The sequence below is a fragment of the Pedobacter aquae genome (assembly GCF_008195825.1).
Lineage (GTDB): Bacteria > Bacteroidota > Bacteroidia > Sphingobacteriales > Sphingobacteriaceae > Pseudopedobacter > Pseudopedobacter aquae.
Map to the genome: position 1 here is coordinate 2,365,137 of NZ_CP043329.1, position 23,334 is coordinate 2,388,470.

Below are 23,334 nucleotides of genomic sequence, written 5' to 3' on the forward strand. Positions count from 1 at the left end.
TTTCTTTCTTAAACTTGTCCGCCTGTTGGGCTAATTATCAATTGATCTACATTGGCCCCTGCACTTAGGTTTAAAGTTTGGTTAATCATGAGGGCAACATCTTCTGGCTGTATAAATTTATCTGCCGCCACGGTTGTACCCTCCCAAGAACTTGTTAATGTTGAACCAGGCAAAACAGCTGTTACTTTTACTTGGTTATTTATTAATTCTGCTCTCATAATATTGTTAAGACTAAGCATCGCTGCTTTTGTTACACAATAAGAACCAGCATTTACAATATTCTGAATGCTAGCTACAGAACAAATGTTAAAAATATGACCTTTTCTAGCTTCTCGCATACTTAAACCTATTTTTTTATACAATAAATAAGCGCAATTCACATTCACCATAAAGTGCTTTTCTAATAAATCATCAGCTTCATCTAAGATAGCCGCTGGCTCAAAAACGCCAACGTTATTGATTAAAACATCAATAAAACCAAAATACTGTAAAGATTGTGCCGCAAAAGCATTTACTTCTGCTTTTAAGCTGCAATTAACGGCCTGAGTGTATACTTTAACAGATGGATAAAGCTTTTGTATTTCTTCTTTTAAGGATGTAAGTTCGGTTTCGTTTCTTGCGCATAAAGCTAAATAATGGCCTTCTTGTGCCATTTTTATTGCTATAGCTTTACCTATTCCTTTTGTTGCGCCTGTTATGAGTATATTCATCTTGAAATTTTAGCTAAATATGTCAATTTAGGATTAATAATTGCAATTGATAAAAAAGCTTATTTTTACAAAAAATAAATTTTATGATATTTTACCATTTTGGGAAATACATTTTATTACTGAAATCTGTTTTCAGACGCCCCGAAAAAGCTTCTATTTATAAAAGAGAGATTTTTAAAGAGATGGTAGATATTGGACTAGGCTCTTTAGGCATCATCAGTATTATCTCTATTTTTATTGGTGCAGTTACAACTGTACAAACGGCTTTTCAATTGGTTAGTGATTTAATTCCGAAATCTATTATTGGCTCTATTACCAGAGATTCTACCATATTAGAATTAAGCCCTACCATTTGTTCTCTGGTATTGGCAGGTAAAATTGGCTCTAGTATAGCATCCCAAATTGGAACTATGCGAGTAACCGAGCAAATTGATGCTTTAGAAATTATGGGGATTAACGCTCCGGGCTATTTAATCTTACCTAAATTATTGGCTGGCGTTATGATGATTCCTTTGTTAGTGATTATCGCAATCTTTTTAAGTATTACCGGAGGATATTTTGCTGGTGTAGCTTCTGGCGCTGTAACCGCAGCAGAATATATACAAGGTTTAACAACAGATTTCATTCCTTTTACCGTTACCGTGGCTATGGTAAAAGCTGTCATATTTGCTTTTATCATAACTACTGTTTCTTCTTATCAAGGTTTTTATACAGATGGAGGCGCACTTGAAGTTGGACAATCTAGCACCAAAGCGGTGGTAATTTCATGTATTTCTATTTTGGTTGCAGATTATATAATAGCACAACTCTTACTATGATAACAGTAGAAAATATCCATAAAAGTTTTGGAGACAACCAAGTTTTAAAAGGTATTAGTGCCGAGTTTAAACCTGGTACCACCAGCTTAATTATTGGCGGATCTGGTTCTGGAAAAACTACTTTACTAAAATGTATGGTTGGTTTACACGAACCTACAGAAGGTACTGTTGAGTATAACAACAGAAACTTCACAACGATGAATTTTGAAGAGCGTATCGCTATAAGAAAAGAAATTGGTATGTTGTTTCAAAGTTCTGCTTTGTTTGATTCTATGACGGTTGAAGAAAATATCATGTTTCCGCTAAACATGTTTACAGAACAACCTAAGAAAGAAAAATTAGAAAGGGTAAATCTTGTTTTAGAAAGGGTAAATCTGGCTGGTAAAAATAAATTGTACCCATCAGAGCTTTCTGGCGGGATGATGAAAAGGGTTGGTATAGCAAGAGCTATTGCCATGAACCCTAAATATTTATTTTGCGATGAACCAAACTCGGGCTTAGACCCAAAAACTGCTATTTTAATAGATGAGCTTATTAAAGAAATTACCGAAGAATATGATATTACTACCATTATCGTCACTCATGATATGAATTCTGTAATGGGAATTGGAGAATACATCCTATTTTTGCATCAAGGTCAAAAATGGTGGGAAGGCTCTAAAGAAGAAATTACTTCTACCCATAACCAAGAATTAAATGATTTTGTATTTGCTACAAAATTGATGGAAACTTTACTCAAAAAATAAATATAATGCCCAAACCTGCTATACAAGCCCTTACCCCTACCTACTGGAAAGACTACGAATTGATTGATTGTGGCGATTTTGAAAAACTAGAACGGTTTGGAGATTTAATCCTCATTAGACCAGAACCACAAGCAGTATGGGCAAAAGGTTTAAGCGATGCAGAATGGCAAAAAAGACATCACATAAAATTTAAAGGTAGGTCTGCCACAAGTGGCGAGTGGGTAAGAAAATTTGGAAATGTATCTGACCGCTGGCATATAACCTATAAAAATCCTGATGTTGAAATCAAATTTAGATTGGCTTTAACCTCATTTAAGCATGTAGGTATTTTTCCTGAGCAGGCCGTAAATTGGGATTATATCTCATCAACCATTAAAAAATTTAAAACCAAAAGTCCAAAGGTATTAAACTTATTTGCCTATACCGGTGGAGCTTCTTTAATTGCTAAAGCTGCTGGCGCAGATACCACCCATGTTGATTCTATAAAACAGGTAGTTACTTGGGCAAATGAAAATCAAGAAATTTCTAATTTGAAAGATATTAGATGGGTGGTTGAGGATGCCTTAAAATTTGTTCAAAGAGAGATCAAAAGAGGCAAAACTTATAATGGTATTATTTTAGACCCACCAGCCTATGGCCACGGCCCAAAAGGTGAAAAATGGAAGCTAGAAGACCAAATTAGAGAAATGATGACTGATGTTGTTAAACTACTTGACCCTCAGGAGCATTTTCTTATTTTAAACACCTATTCGCTTGGTTTTTCTTCTATCATTGTAGAAAATCTAATTACAGGTGCTTATCCGCAAGTTAAAAATTTAGAGATTGGCGAATTGTATTTAGAAGCAAGTTCTGGCATTAATTTACCGCTTGGTGTGTTTGGTAAATTCCGTTCTGTTTAATTGTGAATATCTTTTTTTAAACATCCAATACATATATCTATTTTCAAGAAAATTTAATCCATGTTATCTAAAAACACACTTTTAACAAGTATTTTCTCCTTAGGCTTAGTTTCTATTTTAGCCTCTTGTGATGGCGCAAACAGTAAAACTGGTAAGAGCTCAGCATCTACAGCTGATTCAGCTAAAACAAATACTGTTACAGAAGAAAAAGCCGTAAACCCATATCAACCAATAGACTCTGCAAAATATTTTGCTTTACACAAAGAGCTAGCAAACGGCGATACCACAGGCTTATGGCCGGTTAAAAATCAACCCGTACCTTCACCGGGAGCTATTTTACCGTTTAAAAGAGTGGTGGTTTATTATGGTAATCTATACTCTAAAAGAATGGGTGCTTTAGGCGAGTATGCCCCTAAAGAAATGTGGAGAAGACTTAATGCTGAGGTTAAAAGATGGGAAAAGGCAGACCCTAAAACGCCAGTACAAGCAGGCGTACATTATATTGCTGTAGTTGCCCAAGGTGACGGTGGTAAAGACGGGAAATACCGTTTTAGAATGCCAGATAAGCAAATAGACTCTGCTTTGAAAATTGCTAAAATGCATGATGGTATTGTTTTTCTTGACATACAAGTATCTTTAAGTACCATTCAACAAGAACTTCCTTTGTTAGAGAAATACCTAAAATTACCACATGTTCATTTAGGAATTGATCCAGAATTTTCTATGAAAACCGGACATAAGCCAGGTTCAAAAATAGGAACTTACGATGCAGAAGATATTAATTACTGTTCTAACTACTTAGCTAAATTGGTGAAAGAACATCATTTACCGGCTAAGATGTTGGTAATACACCGTTTCACAAAAGGAATGGTAACCAATTATAAAAACATTAAATTAAGACCAGAAGTACAAATAGTTATGCACATGGATGGATGGGGCGAACCTGAACTTAAAAAAGGCACTTATCGCCATTGGATAAGAGAGCAACCCGTACAATTCACAGGTTTTAAATTATTCTATAAAAACGATTTAAAGAAAGCACCAAATAGGTTAATGACTCCTGAAGAGTTATTAAAACTTTCTCCTAAACCGATTTATATTCAATATCAATAAGAAAAAACACTTCTAAAGCTGCCTCCAAAAAAAGGCGGCTTTTTTTTATCATTAATAAACCACCATTTAAATTCACTTCCCTGCTGTAACAAAAATCTATTTAAGTTGTCTTATCTTCGTATCAATAGCTCCCATCAAAAATGAATACGAGAGAGAATATCAAAGTTGCTTTACAATCTATTAAGAGTAATAAATTGCGAACATTTCTTACCGCACTTATTATTGCTATAGGTTTAATGGCTTTGGTTGGCATTCTAACTTCTATAGATGCTATTAAGGGTTCTCTTAACAATACTTTCGCCAGTATGGGTGCAAACTCTTTCACCATAAGAAACAGAGGGACGGGTATAAGAATTGGCGGTAATGGTGCTAGAAAAATTTGGCCTGTAATTACCTACCGCGAGGCAATGGCTTTTAAAAATGATTTTAATTTACCAGCTACAGTTTCTGTAAATACTTTTGCTTCTTTTGCTGCTACAGCTAAATATGGTAATGAAAAAACAAACCCAAATATATCTGTGCTTGGCGCTGATGAATCTTATGTTTTTACTGGCGGCTATAAAATAGCAGAGGGAAGAAATTTCTCTGCCAACGAAACAGAATTTGGCGCTAGTGTTGTGATTATTGGTGATGAGATAAAGCAAAAGTTTTTTAAACAAGGTTCTGCGGTTGATAAAATCATCACCATAGGAAGTAATAAATTTAAAATCATTGGAGTTTTTGAACCTAAAGGTTCTAGTGTTGGCTTTGGTGGCGATAAAGTTTGTGTGGTGCCAATTGTTAAAGGCCGACAAATCATGAGCAATCCTAAACCTACCTATACCATTTCTGTTATGGCTAATGACCCTACCAAGATGGATTATATGGTTGGCGAAGCTACTGCTCTCATGCGACGAATAAGAGGTTTAGAAATACAAAATGATAATAATTTCGAAATCACAAAAAGTGATGCTATTGCAGAAACACTGATAGAAAATCTTAAAATAGTGCAGATTGCTGGCGTAGCCATAGGTTTAATTACCTTAATTGGTGCTGCCATAGCTTTAATGAACATCATGATGGTTTCTGTAACCGAAAGAACAAGAGAAATTGGTATTAGGAAAGCAATAGGTGCAACACCACAAGTTATAAGAAAACAATTTTTATACGAAGCCATTGTGATTTGTTTGATGGGCGGAATGTTCGGTATTTTCTTAGGTATCATCATGGGTAATTTATTAGCCATTGCCATGGGAGCTTCTTTTCTCATCCCCTGGGCATGGATACTATTGGGTCTTTCTGCTTGTGTGGCAACAGGCTTAATATCGGGCTTTATCCCAGCTTCTAAAGCCGCTAAGTTAGATCCTGTAGAGGCATTGAGGTACGAATAAAATATTTTTTTTTTAGAGATATTACTTCAACAACTCGTTATACAAACTGTAATCATCAGAAAGTAATTGTTCTACTGCTGTAGTTTGAAGAGACTTTTGTAAAGAATCTGCATGTCTTAGATGATGCATATCCGAGCCTAAAAAATCAACCATCATATTTTCAACTAAATTTTCTGCAACCTTTTGGGCTTGTTTGCCATAATGGTTGCTTAAAGAAATAGTGTTTAATTGAAAATAACAACCGTATTCTTTCACTTGTTGATAGCTTTCTAAAGAAGCATAAAGATAAGGATAACGCTCTGGATGCGCTAAAATAGGTTTATAGCCTTTATCATTCATTTTTTGAATAATATCTTTCAGGTTATTTGGGTAGTTGATATAAGAAAGCTCAAATAAGAGGTAATTATCTCCTAAGGTGAGTAAGTTTCCGGCATCTAATTTCCTTTCAAAAGTTTCATCAAGATAGTATTCGGCAGCAGCTTCAACAGGTATTTGGATATTTTGCTTTTCTAGCTCTTCCCTAAGTTCATCAAGGGCATTATGAATGGTATCAGGCGTATTTCTATAATAATCTGCCATGATATGTGGCGTGGCTATCAATTTGTTAAAGCCCAAATCCATTAACCTTCTAACCAACATGATAGATTCTTTTACTGTTGGCGCACCATCATCTATACCAGGTAGGATATGCGAGTGCATATCCACCTGAATACGATTAAAATTATATTTTGCTTCTTTCTTCTTTTTAAAAAACGAGAACATTAACGGTTTTGATATTGGTCTTCATAGTAATGTTGATAATTACCAGAAGTTACATTATTTAACCACTCTTCATTAGCCAAATACCAATCAACAGTTTTTTCTAAACCTTCCTCAAACTGCAAGCTTGGCTCCCAGCCTAAATCATTCTTAAGTTTTGTAGCATCTATAGCATAACGTAAATCATGTCCGGCTCTATCGGTAACAAAAGTAATGAGCTGAGCTGAGGTACCTTCTGGTCTGCCCAACTTCTTATCCATTACCTTACACAAGGTTCTGATTAAATCAATATTTGTCCATTCGTTATGGCCACCTATATTATAAGTAGAACCTGTTTTAGCTTTATGGAAAATTACATCAATAGCTCTGGCATGGTCTTCTACCCAAAGCCAATCTCTAATATTTTCGCCTTTACCATAAATAGGAATAGACTTATTATTCTTGATGTTATTGATAGAAAGCGGAATTAATTTCTCTGGAAAGTGGAAAGAACCATAATTGTTTGAGCAATTAGAAATCACACAATCCATACCATAAGTATCATAATAAGCCCTTACAAAATGGTCTGAACTTGCTTTTGAAGCAGAATATGGAGAATGTGGATCGTAAGCCGTTTGCTCTGTAAACATTTCTGTGCCTTCGCCTAAAGTTCCATAAACTTCATCTGTAGAAACATGGTAAAAACGCTTGGTATCATAAGCGCCTTTCCAGCTATTTCTAGCAGCATTTAACAAGTTTACAGTACCAACAACATTAGTCATTACAAACTCTATTGGGTTAGCAATGGATCTATCTACATGAGATTCTGCTGCTAAATGGATAACAGCATCAAAATTTTCATCAGTGAATAACTTAGCAATAAACTCAGCATCAACAATGTCGCCTTTTATAAATTTGTAATTAGGCGCTTGTTCAACATCTCTTAAATTCTCTAAATTACCAGCATAAGTTAGTTTGTCTAAATTAACAATCTGATAGTTTGGATAAGTATTTACAAAACGTCTTACCACATGTGAGCCTATGAAACCAGCACCACCTGTTATTAATATTTTTTTCATTTTTCAGTTGTTAGTTGTTAGTTGTTAGTTGCTTAGGATGTTCTTCTAACAACCTAAATACCAATAACTAACAAACTATTTTAAAACGGATTATTCTTAATATATTTCTCCCATTCCCAGGCAGATTTCATCATTTCTTCAATACCTAAAGCTGCTTTCCAGCCTAGTTCTTGAGTAGACTTTGTAACATCGCCATAAACTTGTTCTACATCGCCTTCTCTTCTTGGGCCTATCTGATAATCTAATTTTTCACCCGTTGATTTCTCAAAAGCATGGATAATTTCTAGTACCGATGTTCCTTTACCTGTCCCGATATTATAAACCTCATAATTATCGGCAGATTTACCAGATTCCATTCTTTGTATAGCTGCAACATGTGCTTTTGCTAAATCTACTACATGGATATAATCTCTTATACAGCTACCATCAACGGTATTATAATCATTACCAAAAACGGTTATTTTACCTCTTTTTCCTATAGCAGATTGCGTGATAAAAGGAACTAAATTTTGAGGAACACCAATAGGTAACTCGCCAATCAATGCCGATTCATGCGCACCAACCGGATTAAAATATCTTAAAGCAACAATATTGTAATTTTTATGTACTGATGCCGTGTCTTTTAAAATTTCTTCTGCTACTTGTTTAGTATTTCCGTAAGGAGATTCTGCTTTTTTAACAGGTGCTGCCTCTGTAACAGGCAAAACATCTGGCTGACCGTAAACTGTACAGCTAGATGAAAAAACAAAATTGATAGCCTTATCTCTATAAGCATCAAGTAAATTGATAAGCGAAACAAAGTTATTTTTATAATAATCTAAAGGCTTCTGAACAGATTCTCCAACAGCTTTATAGGCTGCAAAGTGTATGATACCTTTGATATCTGGATTTTCTGCTAAGAATGCTTTAGTTTTAGTTTCATCACATAAATCAAATTCATGAAATTCTGGTTTATAACCGATGATTTTCTCTAATTGGTCTAATATTTTGATTGATGAATTAGAAAGGTTATCTACAATAACCGGAGTATAACCTGCATGATGCAGTTCTACTACGGTGTGTGAACCTATAAATCCGGTACCACCGGTTACAAGAATTTTATTTGCCATTTATTTTTTATTGAAAGTAGTAAAATCTTTGTGGTCTATTTTTTCTAAAGCCTCTTTTGATAACGATTTAAAATATTCGTACGTTATTTTTAAACCTTCTGCCCTGTTTACTTTAGGCTCCCATTTTAACAGTTCTTTTGCCTTAGTAATATCTGGTCGACGTTGCTTAGGATCATCCTGTGGCAATGGTTTATAAATGACCTTTTGCTGTGTACCTGTTAGTTTAATAATTTCCTCTGCAAACTGACCAATCGTAATTTCATCTGGGTTTCCGATGTTTACAGGATGAGCGTAATCAGACAGTAACAATCTGTAAATACCTTCTACCAAATCATCTACATAACAAAATGAACGGGTTTGCGTACCATCACCAAAAACAGTTAAATCTTCTCCTCTTAAAGCTTGTCCTATAAATGCTGGCAATACTCTACCATCATTTAAACGCATTCTTGGACCATAAGTATTAAATATTCTTACAATTCTGGTTTCTACGCCATGGAAAGTGTGGTAAGCCATCGTCATTGCTTCTTGAAAACGCTTAGCTTCATCATAAACGCCTCTTGGCCCAACCGGATTTACATTACCCCAGTATTCTTCTGGCTGTGGATTCACTGAAGGATCACCATAAACTTCTGAAGTAGAAGCAATTATAATACGAGCTTTTTTTACTCTTGCTAAACCTAATAAATTATGAATACCTAAAGAACCAACTTTTAAAGTTTGGATTGGTATTTTTAAATAATCAATAGGACTGGCCGGAGATGCGAAGTGTAAGATATAATCTAAATCTCCAGGAACATGCACAAACTTAGAAACATCATGATTATAAAACTCAAAGTTTTCTAACTTAAACAGATGTTCTATGTTTGATAAATCTCCAGTAATCAGGTTATCCATACCGATAACGTGATAATCTTCTTTGATAAATCTATCACATAAGTGCGAGCCTAGAAATCCTGCTGCTCCGGTAATTAATACTCTTTTTCTGCTTGCCATACTTATGCTTCAATAATTTTTCTACCAATACTATTATAATAATAACCTAAGTCTATCATTTTTTGTAAATCATAAAGATTTCTACCGTCAAATATCACTTTATACTTTAAGTTTTGCTCCATCAACTCATAATCAGGGTTGCGGAAAAGCTGCCATTCTGTTGCTATAATTAACGCATCAGCACCTTGTAAAGCATCATAAGGGTTATCAGCAAAACTAATTTTATCACCTAACAAACGCTCTACATTATCCATCGCTTCTGGGTCATAAGCTACAATTTCAGCACCGGCTTTTAGTAACTCATCAATGATGTACAAGGCTGGAGCTTCCCTGATATCATCAGTCTCTGGTTTGAAAGCTAAGCCCCATAAAGCAAATTTCTTGCCTTTTAAATCCCCTTTGTAATAGCTTATCATTTTCTCTATGATTTTAATTTTCTGCACTTGATTAACATCCATTACAGATTTTAAAATCTTGAAATCATAGTTATATTCCTCTGCCGAAAGAGCTAAGGCTTGTACATCTTTAGGGAAACAGCTACCTCCGTAACCTATTCCTGGGAAAAGGAATCTTTTACCTATACGAGCATCAGAACCTACACCTTTTCTTACCATATCAACATCGGCACCAACTAATTCGCATAAGTTAGCAACCTCATTCATGAAAGTAATTTTGGTAGCTAAGAAAGAGTTAGCTGCATATTTAGTAAGCTCTGAAGAACGCTCATCCATAAAAATGATAGGATTACCAGACCTAACATATGGCGCATAAAGTTCTTCCATCAATGCTTTAGCCTTTTCGCTTGATGTTCCAACTACCACCCTATCTGGCTTCATAAAATCATCTACAGCAACACCTTCTCTTAAAAATTCTGGATTAGAAACAACATCAACCTCTACTGAAGTATGTTCTTTAAATACAGCTTTCACCTTATCTGCCGTACCAACCGGAACGGTAGATTTTGTTACGATAACTTTATAATGATCTATAATTCCAGCTATATCTTTAGCCGCTCCAAGTACGAAACTTAAATCTGCTCTACCATCACCGCCCGGAGGCGTTGGAAGGGCTAAAAATATAATAACAGCATCTTTAATAGCTTCTGCAAGGTTTGTTGTAAATTTTAAACGACCTTGTTCTATGTTTCTATGAAACAAAATATCTAGACCAGGCTCATAAATAGGCATAACACCTTCTTTCATTTTTTGAACCTTTTCTTCTACTATATCAACGCATGTTACATTGTTTCCTGTCTCTGCAAGACAGGTTCCGGTTACTAAACCTACATACCCGGTACCTATTACGGCTATCTTCATATTATGGCGGAAATTATTACCTTTAAATCAAACTTCAGGCGAAGTTAATCAATACAAAATTAAATGCCCTCAATATATAACATTGGAATAAAATTTTATTACTTATTCATACTTTTTGCATCTTTTTTTAACGATAAGGCAAAGAAGTGGATTGATGGAAGAAAAGACTGGAAAGAAAAGTTTAAAAATTCTGAGATTACTTCATCGATTTGGTTTCATTTTGCTTCATTAGGCGAGTTTGAGCAAGGTAAACCGCTTTTAGAAGCTGTTAGAAGTCAATATCCACAGCAAAAAATAGTCATCACTTTTTTTCTCCATCAGGCTATGAGATTAGAAAAAACTCGCCCTTAGGAGATTATATACTTTATTTGCCTTTAGATACCGCAAAAAACGCGAATGATTTTATTCGGATTTTTAAACCCTCACTGGTGTTTTTTAACAAATACGAATATTGGTATCACTTTTTTAAAGCTTTAAATCAATATCAAATTCCTTTATACGTAACATCAGCTATTTTTAGACCTCAACAAATTTTCTTTAAATTTTATGGAAGCTTTAATAGACAAATACTTCGTTATGTAAAGCATTTTTTTACTCAGAATAAAGAATCTGACGATTTACTTTCAAGTATAGGTCTACATAATTATACCTTGTGTGGAGATACCAGATTTGACAGCGTAAATAATTTAGCCCAAAAAGTTAAAGAACTTCCATTTGTTAAGGCTTTTAAAAATGAAAGTAAATTATTAATAGCTGGCAGCACATGGCCAGATGACGAGAAGCTTTTGGCTCAATGGTTTATAAATCAACAAGACGACTGGAAAATACTGTTTGCTCCTCATGAAATAAAACCAGAAAAAATAAAAGCACTGCAAAATTTATTTGATGATGGAAGAGTAATTAAACACTCAGAAATTGCAGATTTAGATTCATTGAAGAATTTTAAAATACTCGTTATAGACAATATTGGTATGTTATCTTCTCTTTACCCTTACGGGGAGATTGCTTATATAGGCGGAGGTTTTGGCGCTGGTATACACAATACTTTAGAAGCTGCCACTTGGGGATTACCCGTTATTTTTGGGCCAAATTATCAGAAATTCCAGGAGGCTAAAGACCTTATTAAAAATGAAGCGGGTTTTAGTATCAAAAACCAAGAAGAGTTAGATATCATTTTAGCTAAACTTACCCAAAGCGAAGTTTATTGTAATAACTGTGGCAAAAAAGCCCAAGCTTATGTAAAAGAGAATATTGGAGCTACAGCTTTAATCATGAAAAAAGTTTTTGGCTAAGCTTTAATTCGCTCATCAAAAATAAAGGGTTCTGCTTTTAACAATTTTATTGCTTTAAAATCTGCGTGTTTTGGATTCAATAAGTAATTAAATTCTTGAGGAATTATTGATGAAGGCACTTTTAAAATAGCTGTTTGTTGGTTTGTTAACCATTCATCGCCCAAAAGTTGTGTTACAGGGATATTTTCAAAATGATGCCATTTGCTTGGTAGCTCATCATTAGAAATTTCTTTTTGAGGCAAATCATCAGGAATATCTATATATAAAACTTTAAATAAAGCGTTTAAGCCAAGCTTATTCCGATGTACTACATTTTCTAAACAAGCCAAAGAGATGGATGAAGCCGTATAAATAACATGGCTATCATGACTATTCCATCTAGCAGCCCTCCCAGAAGAAAGTAAAGCATCTGCAAATGGCGCTAAAACAATTCTGTAGACCAACATAGATTTTAACTAGGCTAAATCACCGTAGGCTATACGAATAAGCTCTTCTTCTATGAGGTTTATCCCAGTAATGGTATCCATGAGATGAAAGGGCGTTTGGTTTCCTAAACCATAGGCCGGCAAATTTAACCACTGATGAAAAGCCTCTACCGAACCAAAAACCTCAATACCTTTATTAAAAAGAGCAAAAGACTTGATGAGTTTTTCACTTAAAGCGGCATCTAATTTTAAACCTTGAACAGCATAATTTTGTATGGTTTTAACGGTGGTTTTAAATGCACTTTGAAACTCATCATAAGTAAAACCAGAAATGTTTAAAAAATCTAAAGCAGCATTTGCACTTAAACCCTCTTTAGAATTTTGCAATAAAGCAATAGGATTAACAGACATCTTTTGGTAAACCGCAATAGTTTCTTGAACCAATTGGTTAGTGATATCATCAAGATGATTGATGCTGTAATTTTTTGGCTTTTTTTTGTCTGTTTTCATAAGCTTAACAAAAGAATAATCTAATATAGGAAATTTTTCTTTTTATCAAAGAAAAATTTCCTGATTATTAATTCTTGTTAAGTATGATATCTTCCAAAGCGTCTATCCAAGCCGGATTATCGTTTAAGCTTTCTACTAATTGTACTTTCTCGCCGCCCAGTTCTTCAAACTCTTCTTGGTATTCAAAAGAGATTTCAAATAAAGTTTCTAAACAATCGGCAACAAAAGCAGGACATAAAACTAAAATTCTCTTTACGCCTTTGCCAGCTAATTCCTTTAAAACATCGCTGGTATAAGGTTGCATCCAAGGATCGTTTCCTAAACGAGATTGAAAGCATAAAGAGTACTTATCGTCTGATAAATTAAGCTCTTCTGCAATTAATTTAGCTGTTTGGTGGCATTGGGCCGAGTAGCAAAACTTATTGTTCTCTGTTAAAGTCTTGCAACAGTCTTTCACTTTTAAACAATGTTCACCAGAAACATCGGCTTTACGCATATGTCTTTGCGGCACTCCGTGGAAACTAAATAAGATATGATCCCAACCTTCGTCTAAATATTTTCTGGTATTGTCTGCAAAAACTTTAATCATACCCGGATGATCATAATAGCTATTTACAAAACTTATAGATGGTATGGCTTGCCATTGGCTAACAATTTCCATAACCAATTGATGAACAGAACCTGTAGATGCCGAAGCATATTGCGGAAACAACGGAATAACTTTAATGCTATCTACTTTAGCTTGTTTTAAACGTTCAAGAGCATCAGGAATAGAAGGAGATTGATAACGCATAGCTAATTCTACATGATAATCTTCACCCAGTCTATCAGCTATGGCATTTTTAACATTCTTCCCATAGATTAATAAAGGCGAGCCTTGCTCGGTCCAAATTTCTTTATAAATTTTTGCTGATTTAGGTCCTCTAAAAGGTACAATAATACCTTTAACTAGTAGAGTTCTTAAAACAGGGTTAACATCTATAACCCTACCATCCATTAAAAACTCATCTAAATATTTTCTAACATCAGCAGTTTTAGGACTATCTGGTGTTCCTAAATTAACCAATAAAATTCCCTTTTTTCCCATTCCTGTTTATATATGATTTGCTTTATCTTTTAAAATCCATAATTGCCACCAAGGTGTACCCGGCGAATCGTGATGTTCGTAATGATAACCAAAAAAGTAACAACTTATAAAAGCTAAAAAATGATTTCTTTTTTGAGACCTTGATTGATGTTTATTATCGTGTTCTCCTTTATGAGGTAAATAAGTGCCAAAATAAAATAGCTGTAAAGTGCTTATCAAAGATGGTATCACCCAAAATAAAACAAGGTTTACTTCATCAAACCAAAGTTTTAAAATATTAAAAATAATAGCCATAAAAACTATTTCCCACCAAGTGATATACTGTGTTATAAAATGAAAATACCATTGAAAAAAATTACCATGATGGTAGTCTGGGTCATCATGAGAATGAACATGACTGTGATGTAAATGATGTTTAGCATTTAAAGCCTTAAAAGGAAAAGCGGCATACAAAGCGGTACATATTTGTCCTATTAAATTATTTAAACCTCTATTAGCGCTATAAACTGTGCCATGCATGGCATCATGTGCGGTAATAAATAAACCCGTATATAAGTGTGCTTGAATGAGGATAAAAATATAAATAAGAGGATTAGAGAAATTAACCTCGAAATTTAAGAAAAAAGATAGTGAACAAAACCATAGGGCGATGACAAGCAAAGCAATAAACAAACCTTTGTGAGATTTTTTATTCACGATATAAAAATTTAGTATGTTTCTAAAACCTTCTTCACGTCCTCCATGAGCCACATTGGGGTAGAGGTTGCACCACAAATACCAATTTTATCTCCAGGGTTAAACATCATAATTTCTAAATCTTCTGCCTTACTGATGAAATAAGTAGCCGGATTATTTTTGCGACATACCTCATATAAAACTTTACCGTTTGAAGATTTTTACCAGATACAAAAACGATTTTATCAAACTTCTTAACAAAATCTGGCAAGTCTTTATCGCGGTTAGAAACCTGTCTGCAAATGGTATCGTTAGCCTTTACCTCATAACCTTTACCAATAAGCTCTTCTTTAATTTGATAAAATTTATCTGTAGACTTTGTGGTTTGGCTGTATAAGGTGAATTTTTGTGGAAGCTCTACATCCTCCAATTCTTTAATATCTTGAAAAACCAAAGCTTCATTATTGGTTTGACCTTGCAAACCAATAACCTCAGCATGACCATGTTTGCCAAAAATCAAGATTTTCTCATCAGCATCATGTGTGGTTTTGATACGATTTTGCAATTTTAAAACCACCGGGCAAGATGCATCTATTAAAGTGATATTATTTTCTAGTGCAACCTTATACGTTTCAGGCGCCTCGCCATGTGCTCTTATAAGAACTTTTTCGTTTTTAAGTGTTTTAAGATCCTCATTATCAATAATTCTTAGGCCTTTAGCTTTTAAGCGTTCTACCTCTTCATCATTATGAACAATATCCCCTAAACAATATAAATAACCATCTTCTTGTAGTATTTCTTCTGCCATATCTATGGCGTAAACTACTCCGAAACAAAATCCAGAATCACTATCAATGGTTACTTGTAAATTATATTTCATGGTGCAAGATAATCAAGCTTTTATGCCGTAAAATTAGGCAAATTCTTGTTTAAAAAATTTAAAAAAACATCAAAGCTCTGCAATATTTAATATGGCAAAAAACACAAACTGACTAATGAATAATACCAAACCAACCGGATTTGTTTTCTTAAAATCTACCGCATAGTAAAATCTCAATAAAAGGAAAGAAACAATATACCAGCCTACATAATTTTGAAAAGGTACGGTATAGCCCTCCCAGCTCCAATAATCATGCTGAATGGCCACTGGCTCTATTAAAATATCAGTGGCAACTAAAAAAACTGCCCCCACTAAAGATTTAATAGTGGGTTGATGTTTAAATTTTCTTTTTAGATAAGAACCCAGAGAAAACACCATGATGAACCAGTTCACCCCTATCATTAAAGGTATATCTGCCAGTTTAAAGCCCAAAGTACTGCCATAACTATAAACGCCAAAGATTTTTCCGGTACTTACACCAATAAGTTCTACTATATAACCTGCAACTGCAACCGTTAAAGCGGCAACCCAAAAGTTTAAGCTAAATTCTTTTTGGTTGATGATTAAAATACCCGCCATTAAAAGTAAATGAAAGGGTACTAAAGAGATAAACAAATCATAAAAAGTAGGAACCAAAAAGCCTATTAAGCCCACTATATGGAAAACAATAATAAAAATGATAGAGAGTTCTTTTTTACCTAATCTAAAATTCATATGCTTACTTTACGACCTTTCCAGGTTACTTTATTTGTGATTTTTTTTCTGATGGATTGAAATGAAACTATCCCCAATGATAACATTTGAAGAGGATGGAACAAAATATTGATGATGGGTGATTGACCAGAGAGTAGGGAAATCATTAATCTGCTTAATAATATGAGTGTACAACAGAAAAAAAACAATTGCGAGTTTAAATAAAACAAGATTAAAATAGGTCCTAAGAGCACTAAAAACAAATAAACCATTAAACCCGGTATAGAATTACCAAAACCAGATAGCATATTTTTAGAAAAACCGTTAATAGCATCATTATAACCTTTATACATCCGACAAAAGATATATCCATTTGCCAATAAAGCTTCGCCAGTAAGCTTTTCTTGTTTAATACGCTTCATAATCTCAACATCCTCTACTACCTGCTCTTTCACTTTTTTGTGCCATTTGTATTGGTGGTAAGTTATAGCATTAAACATCATAAATTGCCCACTAGCAGCAGAAAAAGCAGGGTTTTTAGACAAAAAAACTAACCTTAACGGCAATAAATTAAGTAAAATATAATGCATCATTGGTACAACCAACTGTTCGCCACGGGTTTTCATCGTTTGGTTTGTAAATAAACTTAATAAATCAAGCTTATTCATGTGCATTCTGTGTACAGCGCTATTGATGAGGCCATCTTTCACCAATTCATCGGCATCTAAAAAAAGTAAATATTTGCCTTTAGCATGTTTAGCTAATTGATGACAAGCAAAGTTTTTCCCTAACCAACCTTGTTTTAAAACCTCTCCCTTTAAGGTATGAAAACGAGCATCAGTTTGGGCAAATGCTTCACAAATTTCAGAGGTATTATCATCAGAATTATCATCTAAAACATAAACTTCTATATGCTGATAGTCTTGTTGTTTAAGTGATTCTAAAAGCGGTAAAATATCTTCTGCTTCGTTTCTGGCTGGTATGAGTACAGAAACCAAATCTTGATAATGCTTTGGACTAGCCGTTAATTTTGGATTAGAAATAAAATTAAATAGCGTAACCGTAAAGCGCAAAATCAAAAAGAAAAATATGATATAAAACAAGACCATCATTTACACTACAATTTTACTTTGCTGGCTTTTAGCATCATCATAATGCTTATTAAACTCGTTTTTGATAACTTGTAAACTTGTATATTCTTGAGCTTGCCATTCTTTTAAGTAAATAGAAACAGAGGGCTTTCTGTTTTGAAAATAATCAAATAAACTTACCGCAAAGAGGTACTGAAATTTTTTGCTTGTATTTTGTACAATGTGCAACAAACCTTTCTCGAAACCTATACTTGAAACATGGTTAGAAAAGAGCTGACCTTGAGGAAATATCAACACCAAATTATTTGGGTTTTCTAAAAGTTGGGCTGCATATTGCAAAGAGTTAACCACGCTTCTAGATTGCTTTTGAACACTAAAAGCACCCAAATACTTCATAAACCAAACTTTTTTGGCTGTATCCTCAACAATCATCACATGGAATTTCTTTTTGAGGTAAATTTTATTGAGGTAAAACAGCAAGAAACCATCCCACCAACTGCAATGGTTGGCCAATAATAAAATAGCTTTATCCTTATCTACTTCAATTTTATTAAAAGAAAAAGACGAAAAATCTTTCTTGATGATATATTGAATATACCAGGAGAAAAACCTGTAAATCAATCTGTTTTCTTTTGGTGTTACCATGTCTTGCTTGTAAAATTAGCTTTATTTTCTTGATATCAGCTTGTTGATGGTATCATTTCGCCAACTATTTTGGCTGATAACAAGGCTAAAGGTATTCCCCCACCGGGATGAACGCTTCCACCTGTAAAATACAAATTTTTAATTTTTGATGAGAAATTGGCATGACGTAAAAATGCCGCAAACTGGTTATTAGAACTTGTGCCATATAAAGAACCTTGGTAAGAAAAACTTTTAGATTCTATAGTTCTTGGGTCTAAAATGGCCTCGGTAACCATCAGTTCATCTAAATTTACCTTTAAATTTTTATTGATTTTTTTAATGATGTTTAGCTTCGCTTTTGCGATTAAAGTATCCCAATCTTGCCCAATGTTGTTGGGTACGTTTATCATGGTAAACCAATTTTCGCAACCTTCTGGCGCATCATCAGCTTTAAGCTTTGAGGTGATATTGATATAAACCGTTGGATCATCATCAATACCTTTTTCTTTAAAAATAGTATTAAACTCTTTCTGATAATCATCACTAAAGAAAATATTATGTAAACCCAGCTCTTTAAACTGTTTTTTAACTCCCCAATAAAAAATAAGCGCCGAGCTGGAACGCTCTTGTTTTAATATTTGCTGTGGCTGCTTCGCGTCTTTGAGCAGGTTTTTATAAGTAAAATAAACATCCATATTAGAAACTACAACATCTGCAAAACGCTTTTCAGCATGGATGATGATGCCTTTTGTCTCTTTATTTTCTACTAGAATTTGTTCAACATAGCTGTTATAGTGGAATTTTATGCCTAGTCGTTCTGCTAAACGTACCAAACTTAGGGTAATATCAAACATCCCATTTTTAGGGAAGTATGCTCCAAAATGTTGCTCCAAGTGAGGGATAACATTTAAAGTTGCTGGTGCTTGGTAAGGATTAGAACCATTATAGGTGGCATATCTATTGGCATATTGGACCATTTTTTTGTCGCTAAAAAAAGATTCATTAGCCTTTGCCATAGTTCTAAAAGCATCTATTTGTGGTAATCTTAAAATAGATTTTAGCGTAGGGATATTTAAAAAAGTAGCTAGTTTATGTAAAGACTTCTCTAAAAAAACATGGTTGGTAATTTCGTAAATCTGTTTGCTTTTGGCTAAAAAGGCAAAAAGTTCTTCGCGTTTAGAAGTAGTTTTAGCAGCAATTTCATCGGCAAATTTTTCAGTATCGGCCCAAGCGGTTAAATGAGTACCATCGTCCCAGAAATAACGACACACTTCGTCTAGTTTTTCGTACTGAAAATAATCTTGAGGCAACTCGCCAGCCAATTTAAAAAGCTCTTCTACATATTGCGGCATGGTAAACAAGCTAGGTCCGGCATCAAACCTAAAACCATCTTGTTCAAATTCTGATAATTTCCCTCCTGGATAGGCATTAGACTCGTAAACATCAACCTGATAACCTTTCAAAGCTAACCTTATAGCACTTGCAATTCCAGCTATACCGGCACCAATAACTATTGCTTTAGACATGATATCATTACTGTTTATTTTTAAATTGTTTTAAAACTGGTGATTTTAGAACAAATATTGTTAATATGCAAATAACTTTTAGTTAAATCTTCCGTAAAAAAACATTATACCCAAACCAATGGCTAAAGTATACACCAAACTACATGCTGTAAAATTTCTTAAGAAAAGTTATAGTCTTAAATTTCTCTTTATATCATTTATAGGAATTCATATCCCCTTAATTGGTGTTATAATATTTCTTTTAGGTGCTGATAACAGTTTAGAGAAAAGCACTATTATCATCATCACTTTAATATTAACGCTTGTTGCCACTGCCGCAACCCTATTTATCTTAAACAGCCTTATAAAACCGCTTATATATTCAAAAAACGCCCTTCAGGATTATATTTCAGAAAAGAAACTTCCTAATTTACCAACACAATATAAAGATGAAGCTGGGGTATTGATGCGACTTATCCAGCAAAATATACTTCAGCTAGACGGTTTACTACAAGAAAACCAAGAGATTACAGCGCTTTTATCGCATAATTTAAGAGCCCCTTTGATACAAATTAAAGGATTATGCCATGTTTTAGAAATTCAGAAAATAGAAAACAAGGATATTGTAGAAAAGATAGACCATATTACCGATACCCAACTTAAAAACATTGATGAATTGCTGCTTAATTTGAAATATCATCATATGGATAATGAAACAGAAGATAAAGCTGTAGACTTAAAAAAGCTTATTAAGCAATCTGTAGATCAGGCAAAAGCAGAAGCATCTAAAAAGACATCAACATTGTGGCACATATTTGTACCGAAGAGGCTATAAATTTTGCCAATGAGCATAAGCTAGGCTTAATTATCCAAAATTTACTAAGTAATGCGATTAAATTTTCATACCCTAAAAGCGAGATAATTATTGGTTTACAACCCTATCAAAACAAGTTCAAAATTGAAGTAAAAGATCATGGACTTGGTTTTACACCAGAGTTAGCTAAAAAACTCTTCACAAACTCTGCATCCGTTGGAAGGATGGGCACCAACGGAGAACCAAGCATGGGTTTAGGCTTAAGCCTGAGCCAAAAAACCATGAAACAAATGGGCGGTAAGCTAAAAGCCCATAGCGAAGGGGAAAATAAAGGCGCTACTTTTAGTTTGATTATTTAAATGAGTTTAAAAGCGTAAAAATCTTTTGCCTTATGGCCGATGTAGAACCGCTATAATTATTCACCATGATAGCAAAACACTTGTTTTCATGGTAGCCGCTATAACATAAAACATCGCCAATGGTACCGCTTTTCATTTTCATATTGTTGTAAACCGGAAAACTGTTGAGATAAGCATTAAACCATTTTTCTTTTTTTGAGGCCTGTAAAACATCAACCATAGTTTTAGAAGTTACCCGGTTTGCTGGCGATAAACCACTGGCATCATAAATATTTAAGCTTGCGTTGGCAATACCTTTATTTTTCCAGAAGTCTTTGATAAATGTTATGCCTTTTGCTATGGTTTTATCAGGAGATATTATCCTTAATAATTGCTCGCCGTAAAGGTTTAAGCTTTTTTGGTTAAACTGATAAATAATATCAGAAAGCTTAGGAGATTCTATCATTAGCAAACTCTTTTGTATGCCCTTTACTGCTACAGACTGTAATTGAAGTTTCCTAGTGGTGTTAAATCCTGATGTTTGTATACCATTTTGATTTAAAAAATCATGAACATCATAAGCCATAGCTAAAGCAGCATCTGGCAAAGCAAACCTGATGGTTTTCTTGAGATTTTGCGCATAAGTACCTCTTAAATAGATAAACTGACTATAAGGTGATGAGTAACCATAAACTTGGTCTCCAGAACCAGCAGCACCTGTACTTACCTCATTCACTAAAGTTAAAAAAGGATAAAGCTGCTTTTCGTTAATGATAGTAACCGGCTTACCTAAAGTTGTTGAGGGATTGAAATTAACATCAAACTCGTTCTCTCCCCAACAAACTGCACTGGTAGAAGCCCCGTAATAATTACCCATATCTTGCCAAATCCATCCATCAGGTAAAGATTGTGAATCCCACATGGCATCATCGGCAATAATTTCTCCTGTAATTTTTTTAATTCCGGCTTGTTTAAGAGCATCTAAAATTTTAGTGTAAATAACAGTTTTGGTTGTTGATGTATACCTATCGCTACCCAAAGTAGGGTCGCCACTACCTTTAATAATGATATGACCTTGTAAAACACCATTATTGATCACACCGTTATAACCAATTTCTGTTTTAAACCGATAATTTTCTCCTAAAACACTTAAAGCCGTTGCCGCTGTGATAACTTTTAATGTAGAACCAGGAACCATCCCAAGTTGTGGCTGCGCAGTAAAAATAGAGGTATTATCATCTGTAGAAGCAACAGAAAAAGAAACTGAGGCATGTTTTAATTGCTCATCAGCCATAAATTTCTGGTAGGCTACTTGTATTTTTTGATTTAGCGTTTGGCTATAAGCATTTGAACACAAAAAGAAGAAGCTTAAAGCAAGGAGGATATTTTTCATCACAGTGAAATTAAAATTATCATCCATTAAACCAGAAAAAGACCAAAAACAAAAGAAGCGGAATTAAAATTCCGCTCCTTTAAGTGTATCTATATAAAAAATTAACCTATTAACTTTTGGCTATAAAGATATTCTGCAATTTGAACTGCATTGGTAGCAGCACCTTTTCTTAAATTATCAGCAACACACCACATGTTTAGCGTATTTGCTTGTGATTCATCTCTACGGATACGACCTACAAAAACTTCATCTTTACCGTGTGCATCCATTGGCATTGGGTATTTAGCATTTGCCGGGTCATCAACAACAATAACTCCACTGGTAGCAGCTAACAACTCGCGAACTTTAGCTAAATCAAAATCTCTTTCAAACTCAATATTGATAGACTCTGAGTGGCCACCCATAACCGGTATTCTTACAGTTGTTGCAGTAACTTTAATACTGTCATCGCCCATAATTTTATTGGTTTCTTTAATCATTTTCATCTCTTCTTTGGTGTATCCATTATCTTGGAAAACATCAATTTGAGGGATAACATTTAAATCAATTGGGTACGCATAAGCCATTGGGCCATCTGTAATGCCTTTACGCTCGTTCATTAACTGGTCTACCGCTTTAACACCAGTACCTGTTACAGATTGGTAAGTAGAAACCACAACTCTTTTTACTTTATACTCATCATGCAAAGGTTTTAAAGCTACAACCATTTGTATGGTAGAACAATTAGGGTTTGCAATAATTTTGTCTTCTTTAGTTAAAACAGATGCATTAACTTCTGGAACAACCAATTTTTTGGTTGGATCCATCCTCCATGCAGATGAATTATCAATTACTGTAGTACCAGCAGCAGCAAATTTTGGTGCTTGTTCTGTAGAAGTACTACCTCCGGCAGAGAATAAAGCAACATCTGGCTGCATGGCAATAGCTTCATCAACAGTTACAACTTTGTACTTCTTTCCCTTAAAATCAATTTCCTTCCCCTTGCTCTTTTCTGAAGCAACTGGAATTAATTCTGTAACCGGGAAATTGCGCTCTGCTAATACTTTTAACATCTCCGTACCTACTAGGCCGGTTGCGCCTACAACTGCAACTTTCATTTTTTTAAAATTTAAT

The 23,334-nt window shown here is 34.3% G+C and carries 23 protein-coding genes and 2 pseudogenes; 8 read left to right on the forward strand and 17 right to left on the reverse strand.

Annotated features, from left to right (window positions below; translation table 11 throughout):
- Nucleotides 1-8 precede the first annotated feature (8 nt).
- Nucleotides 9-710 carry an SDR family oxidoreductase gene (locus FYC62_RS10380; protein ID WP_149074880.1) on the reverse strand — a complete coding sequence of 234 codons (702 nt, stop codon included), beginning with the start codon at nucleotides 708-710 and terminating at the stop codon, nucleotides 9-11.
- An 83-nt stretch (nucleotides 711-793) separates the two neighbouring features.
- On the opposite strand from FYC62_RS10380, the gene FYC62_RS10385 reads away from it, so the two are divergent.
- The 5 genes from FYC62_RS10385 to FYC62_RS10405 all read left to right on the forward strand — a co-directional run bounded on the left by FYC62_RS10385 (nucleotide 794) and on the right by FYC62_RS10405 (nucleotide 5,656).
- Nucleotides 794-1,528 carry an MlaE family ABC transporter permease gene (locus FYC62_RS10385; RefSeq protein ID WP_039452826.1) on the forward strand — a complete coding sequence of 245 codons (735 nt, stop codon included), beginning with the start codon at nucleotides 794-796 and terminating at the stop codon, nucleotides 1,526-1,528.
- Nucleotides 1,525-2,274 carry an ABC transporter ATP-binding protein gene (locus FYC62_RS10390; RefSeq protein ID WP_149074881.1) on the forward strand — a complete coding sequence of 250 codons (750 nt, stop codon included), beginning with the start codon at nucleotides 1,525-1,527 and terminating at the stop codon, nucleotides 2,272-2,274. The genes FYC62_RS10385 and FYC62_RS10390 overlap by 4 nt, the downstream gene beginning before the upstream one ends.
- Before the next feature lie 5 nt (nucleotides 2,275-2,279).
- The gene (locus FYC62_RS10395) at nucleotides 2,280-3,173 is read left to right on the forward strand and encodes a class I SAM-dependent methyltransferase (protein WP_149074882.1); all 894 of its coding nucleotides are present in this window, start codon (nucleotides 2,280-2,282) and stop codon (nucleotides 3,171-3,173) included.
- A gap of 60 nt (nucleotides 3,174-3,233) precedes the next feature.
- The gene (locus tag FYC62_RS10400) at nucleotides 3,234-4,286 is read left to right on the forward strand and encodes a hypothetical protein (protein WP_039452834.1); all 1,053 of its coding nucleotides are present in this window, start codon (nucleotides 3,234-3,236) and stop codon (nucleotides 4,284-4,286) included.
- Between the two features lie 140 nt (nucleotides 4,287-4,426).
- On the forward strand, nucleotides 4,427-5,656 hold the full coding sequence (locus FYC62_RS10405) for an ABC transporter permease (RefSeq protein WP_149074883.1): 1,230 nt from the start codon (nucleotides 4,427-4,429) through the stop codon (nucleotides 5,654-5,656).
- Between the two features lie 21 nt (nucleotides 5,657-5,677).
- On the opposite strand, the gene FYC62_RS10410 is transcribed toward FYC62_RS10405, so the two are convergent.
- The 5 genes from FYC62_RS10410 to FYC62_RS10430 form a co-directional block, all read right to left on the reverse strand.
- Nucleotides 5,678-6,418: a tyrosine-protein phosphatase gene (locus FYC62_RS10410; protein ID WP_149074884.1), complete on the reverse strand. Its 741-nt coding sequence runs from the start codon at nucleotides 6,416-6,418 to the stop codon at nucleotides 5,678-5,680.
- Complete coding sequence (gene rfbB, locus FYC62_RS10415) at nucleotides 6,418-7,473, reverse strand: dTDP-glucose 4,6-dehydratase (protein ID WP_149074885.1); 1,056 nt, start codon at nucleotides 7,471-7,473, stop codon at nucleotides 6,418-6,420. Before rfbB ends, FYC62_RS10410 begins: the two co-directional genes overlap by 1 nt.
- An 80-nt stretch (nucleotides 7,474-7,553) precedes the next feature.
- Complete coding sequence (galE, locus tag FYC62_RS10420; protein ID WP_149074886.1) at nucleotides 7,554-8,582, reverse strand: UDP-glucose 4-epimerase GalE; 1,029 nt, start codon at nucleotides 8,580-8,582, stop codon at nucleotides 7,554-7,556.
- On the reverse strand, nucleotides 8,583-9,578 hold the full coding sequence (locus tag FYC62_RS10425) for a UDP-glucuronic acid decarboxylase family protein (RefSeq protein WP_039452848.1): 996 nt from the start codon (nucleotides 9,576-9,578) through the stop codon (nucleotides 8,583-8,585).
- 2 nt (nucleotides 9,579-9,580) lie between these two features.
- Nucleotides 9,581-10,894 carry a UDP-glucose dehydrogenase family protein gene (locus FYC62_RS10430; protein WP_149074887.1) on the reverse strand — a complete coding sequence of 438 codons (1,314 nt, stop codon included), beginning with the start codon at nucleotides 10,892-10,894 and terminating at the stop codon, nucleotides 9,581-9,583.
- Nucleotides 10,895-10,957: 63 nt separating this feature from the next.
- Here FYC62_RS10430 and FYC62_RS10435 point away from each other — a divergent pair.
- Nucleotides 10,958-12,186: pseudogene (locus FYC62_RS10435) on the forward strand (3-deoxy-D-manno-octulosonic acid transferase).
- On the opposite strand, the gene FYC62_RS10440 reads toward FYC62_RS10435, so the two are convergent.
- The 9 genes and pseudogenes from FYC62_RS10440 to crtD all read right to left on the reverse strand — a co-directional run bounded on the left by FYC62_RS10440 (nucleotide 12,183) and on the right by crtD (nucleotide 19,697).
- Complete coding sequence (locus tag FYC62_RS10440) at nucleotides 12,183-12,632, reverse strand: RES family NAD+ phosphorylase (protein ID WP_149074888.1); 450 nt, start codon at nucleotides 12,630-12,632, stop codon at nucleotides 12,183-12,185. The pseudogene FYC62_RS10435 and the gene FYC62_RS10440 sit on opposite strands and share 4 nt — an antisense overlap.
- A 9-nt stretch (nucleotides 12,633-12,641) precedes the next feature.
- Nucleotides 12,642-13,121 carry a type II RES/Xre toxin-antitoxin system antitoxin gene (parS, locus tag FYC62_RS10445; protein WP_149074889.1) on the reverse strand — a complete coding sequence of 160 codons (480 nt, stop codon included), beginning with the start codon at nucleotides 13,119-13,121 and terminating at the stop codon, nucleotides 12,642-12,644.
- A gap of 67 nt (nucleotides 13,122-13,188) precedes the next feature.
- Complete coding sequence (gene hemH / locus FYC62_RS10450) at nucleotides 13,189-14,208, reverse strand: ferrochelatase (RefSeq protein WP_149074890.1); 1,020 nt, start codon at nucleotides 14,206-14,208, stop codon at nucleotides 13,189-13,191.
- Between the two features lie 6 nt (nucleotides 14,209-14,214).
- A complete protein-coding gene (locus FYC62_RS10455; RefSeq protein ID WP_149074891.1) occupies nucleotides 14,215-14,904 on the reverse strand; it encodes a fatty acid desaturase in 690 nt (229 codons plus the stop codon).
- Between the two features lie 11 nt (nucleotides 14,905-14,915).
- A pseudogene (locus FYC62_RS10460) lies at nucleotides 14,916-15,763 on the reverse strand (4-hydroxy-3-methylbut-2-enyl diphosphate reductase).
- 69 nt (nucleotides 15,764-15,832) lie between these two features.
- Nucleotides 15,833-16,477 carry a carotenoid biosynthesis protein gene (locus FYC62_RS10465; RefSeq protein WP_149074892.1) on the reverse strand — a complete coding sequence of 215 codons (645 nt, stop codon included), beginning with the start codon at nucleotides 16,475-16,477 and terminating at the stop codon, nucleotides 15,833-15,835.
- Nucleotides 16,474-17,535, reverse strand: a complete 1,062-nt coding sequence (locus FYC62_RS10470; RefSeq protein WP_240534712.1) for a glycosyltransferase — start codon at nucleotides 17,533-17,535, stop codon at nucleotides 16,474-16,476. Before FYC62_RS10470 ends, FYC62_RS10465 begins: the two co-directional genes overlap by 4 nt.
- 33 nt (nucleotides 17,536-17,568) lie before the next feature.
- Nucleotides 17,569-18,192: a lysophospholipid acyltransferase family protein gene (locus FYC62_RS10475; protein ID WP_039452876.1), complete on the reverse strand. Its 624-nt coding sequence runs from the start codon at nucleotides 18,190-18,192 to the stop codon at nucleotides 17,569-17,571.
- Nucleotides 18,193-18,227: 35 nt separating this feature from the next.
- Nucleotides 18,228-19,697: a 1-hydroxycarotenoid 3,4-desaturase CrtD gene (crtD, locus tag FYC62_RS10480; protein WP_149074894.1), complete on the reverse strand. Its 1,470-nt coding sequence runs from the start codon at nucleotides 19,695-19,697 to the stop codon at nucleotides 18,228-18,230.
- Nucleotides 19,698-19,815: 118 nt separating this feature from the next.
- Between crtD and FYC62_RS10485 the strand changes: the two genes are divergently transcribed.
- On the forward strand, nucleotides 19,816-20,511 hold the full coding sequence (locus FYC62_RS10485; protein WP_149074895.1) for an ATP-binding protein: 696 nt from the start codon (nucleotides 19,816-19,818) through the stop codon (nucleotides 20,509-20,511).
- Nucleotides 20,481-20,849 (forward strand): sensor histidine kinase, encoded by a 369-nt coding sequence (locus tag FYC62_RS10490; RefSeq protein ID WP_168199425.1) that lies wholly within the window; start codon nucleotides 20,481-20,483, stop codon nucleotides 20,847-20,849. The genes FYC62_RS10485 and FYC62_RS10490 overlap by 31 nt, the downstream gene beginning before the upstream one ends.
- Here the strand turns inward: FYC62_RS10490 and dacB are convergent.
- Nucleotides 20,842-22,221, reverse strand: coding sequence for a D-alanyl-D-alanine carboxypeptidase/D-alanyl-D-alanine endopeptidase (gene dacB, locus FYC62_RS10495; protein ID WP_149074897.1), 1,380 nt, complete (start codon nucleotides 22,219-22,221; stop codon nucleotides 20,842-20,844). The two genes, FYC62_RS10490 and dacB, sit on opposite strands and share 8 nt — an antisense overlap.
- A 101-nt stretch (nucleotides 22,222-22,322) precedes the next feature.
- Nucleotides 22,323-23,318, reverse strand: a complete 996-nt coding sequence (locus FYC62_RS10500; protein ID WP_149074898.1) for an aspartate-semialdehyde dehydrogenase — start codon at nucleotides 23,316-23,318, stop codon at nucleotides 22,323-22,325.
- Nucleotides 23,319-23,334: the final 16 nt, after the last annotated feature.

What these genes read in the sequence shown, in the direction of transcription:
- galE (WP_149074886.1), bottom strand. Translation starts at nt 8,582, where the DNA reads ATGGCAAATAAAATTCTTGTAACCGGTGGTACCGGATTTATAGGTTCA.
- FYC62_RS10425 (WP_039452848.1), bottom strand. Translation starts at nt 9,578, where the DNA reads ATGGCAAGCAGAAAAAGAGTATTAATTACCGGAGCAGCAGGATTTCTA.
- FYC62_RS10440 (WP_149074888.1), bottom strand. Translation starts at nt 12,632, where the DNA reads ATGTTGGTCTACAGAATTGTTTTAGCGCCATTTGCAGATGCTTTACTT.
- FYC62_RS10400 (WP_039452834.1), top strand. Translation starts at nt 3,234, where the DNA reads ATGTTATCTAAAAACACACTTTTAACAAGTATTTTCTCCTTAGGCTTA.
- parS (WP_149074889.1), bottom strand. Translation starts at nt 13,121, where the DNA reads ATGAAAACAGACAAAAAAAAGCCAAAAAATTACAGCATCAATCATCTT.
- crtD (WP_149074894.1), bottom strand. Translation starts at nt 19,697, where the DNA reads ATGTCTAAAGCAATAGTTATTGGTGCCGGTATAGCTGGAATTGCAAGT.
- rfbB (WP_149074885.1), bottom strand. Translation starts at nt 7,473, where the DNA reads ATGAAAAAAATATTAATAACAGGTGGTGCTGGTTTCATAGGCTCACAT.
- FYC62_RS10465 (WP_149074892.1), bottom strand. Translation starts at nt 16,477, where the DNA reads ATGAATTTTAGATTAGGTAAAAAAGAACTCTCTATCATTTTTATTATT.
- FYC62_RS10385 (WP_039452826.1), top strand. Translation starts at nt 794, where the DNA reads ATGATATTTTACCATTTTGGGAAATACATTTTATTACTGAAATCTGTT.
- FYC62_RS10430 (WP_149074887.1), bottom strand. Translation starts at nt 10,894, where the DNA reads ATGAAGATAGCCGTAATAGGTACCGGGTATGTAGGTTTAGTAACCGGA.
- hemH (WP_149074890.1), bottom strand. Translation starts at nt 14,208, where the DNA reads ATGGGAAAAAAGGGAATTTTATTGGTTAATTTAGGAACACCAGATAGT.
- FYC62_RS10410 (WP_149074884.1), bottom strand. Translation starts at nt 6,418, where the DNA reads ATGTTCTCGTTTTTTAAAAAGAAGAAAGAAGCAAAATATAATTTTAAT.
- FYC62_RS10395 (WP_149074882.1), top strand. Translation starts at nt 2,280, where the DNA reads ATGCCCAAACCTGCTATACAAGCCCTTACCCCTACCTACTGGAAAGAC.
- dacB (WP_149074897.1), bottom strand. Translation starts at nt 22,221, where the DNA reads ATGAAAAATATCCTCCTTGCTTTAAGCTTCTTCTTTTTGTGTTCAAAT.
- FYC62_RS10500 (WP_149074898.1), bottom strand. Translation starts at nt 23,318, where the DNA reads ATGAAAGTTGCAGTTGTAGGCGCAACCGGCCTAGTAGGTACGGAGATG.
- FYC62_RS10380 (WP_149074880.1), bottom strand. Translation starts at nt 710, where the DNA reads ATGAATATACTCATAACAGGCGCAACAAAAGGAATAGGTAAAGCTATA.
- FYC62_RS10405 (WP_149074883.1), top strand. Translation starts at nt 4,427, where the DNA reads ATGAATACGAGAGAGAATATCAAAGTTGCTTTACAATCTATTAAGAGT.
- FYC62_RS10485 (WP_149074895.1), top strand. Translation starts at nt 19,816, where the DNA reads ATGGCTAAAGTATACACCAAACTACATGCTGTAAAATTTCTTAAGAAA.
- FYC62_RS10475 (WP_039452876.1), bottom strand. Translation starts at nt 18,192, where the DNA reads ATGGTAACACCAAAAGAAAACAGATTGATTTACAGGTTTTTCTCCTGG.
- FYC62_RS10390 (WP_149074881.1), top strand. Translation starts at nt 1,525, where the DNA reads ATGATAACAGTAGAAAATATCCATAAAAGTTTTGGAGACAACCAAGTT.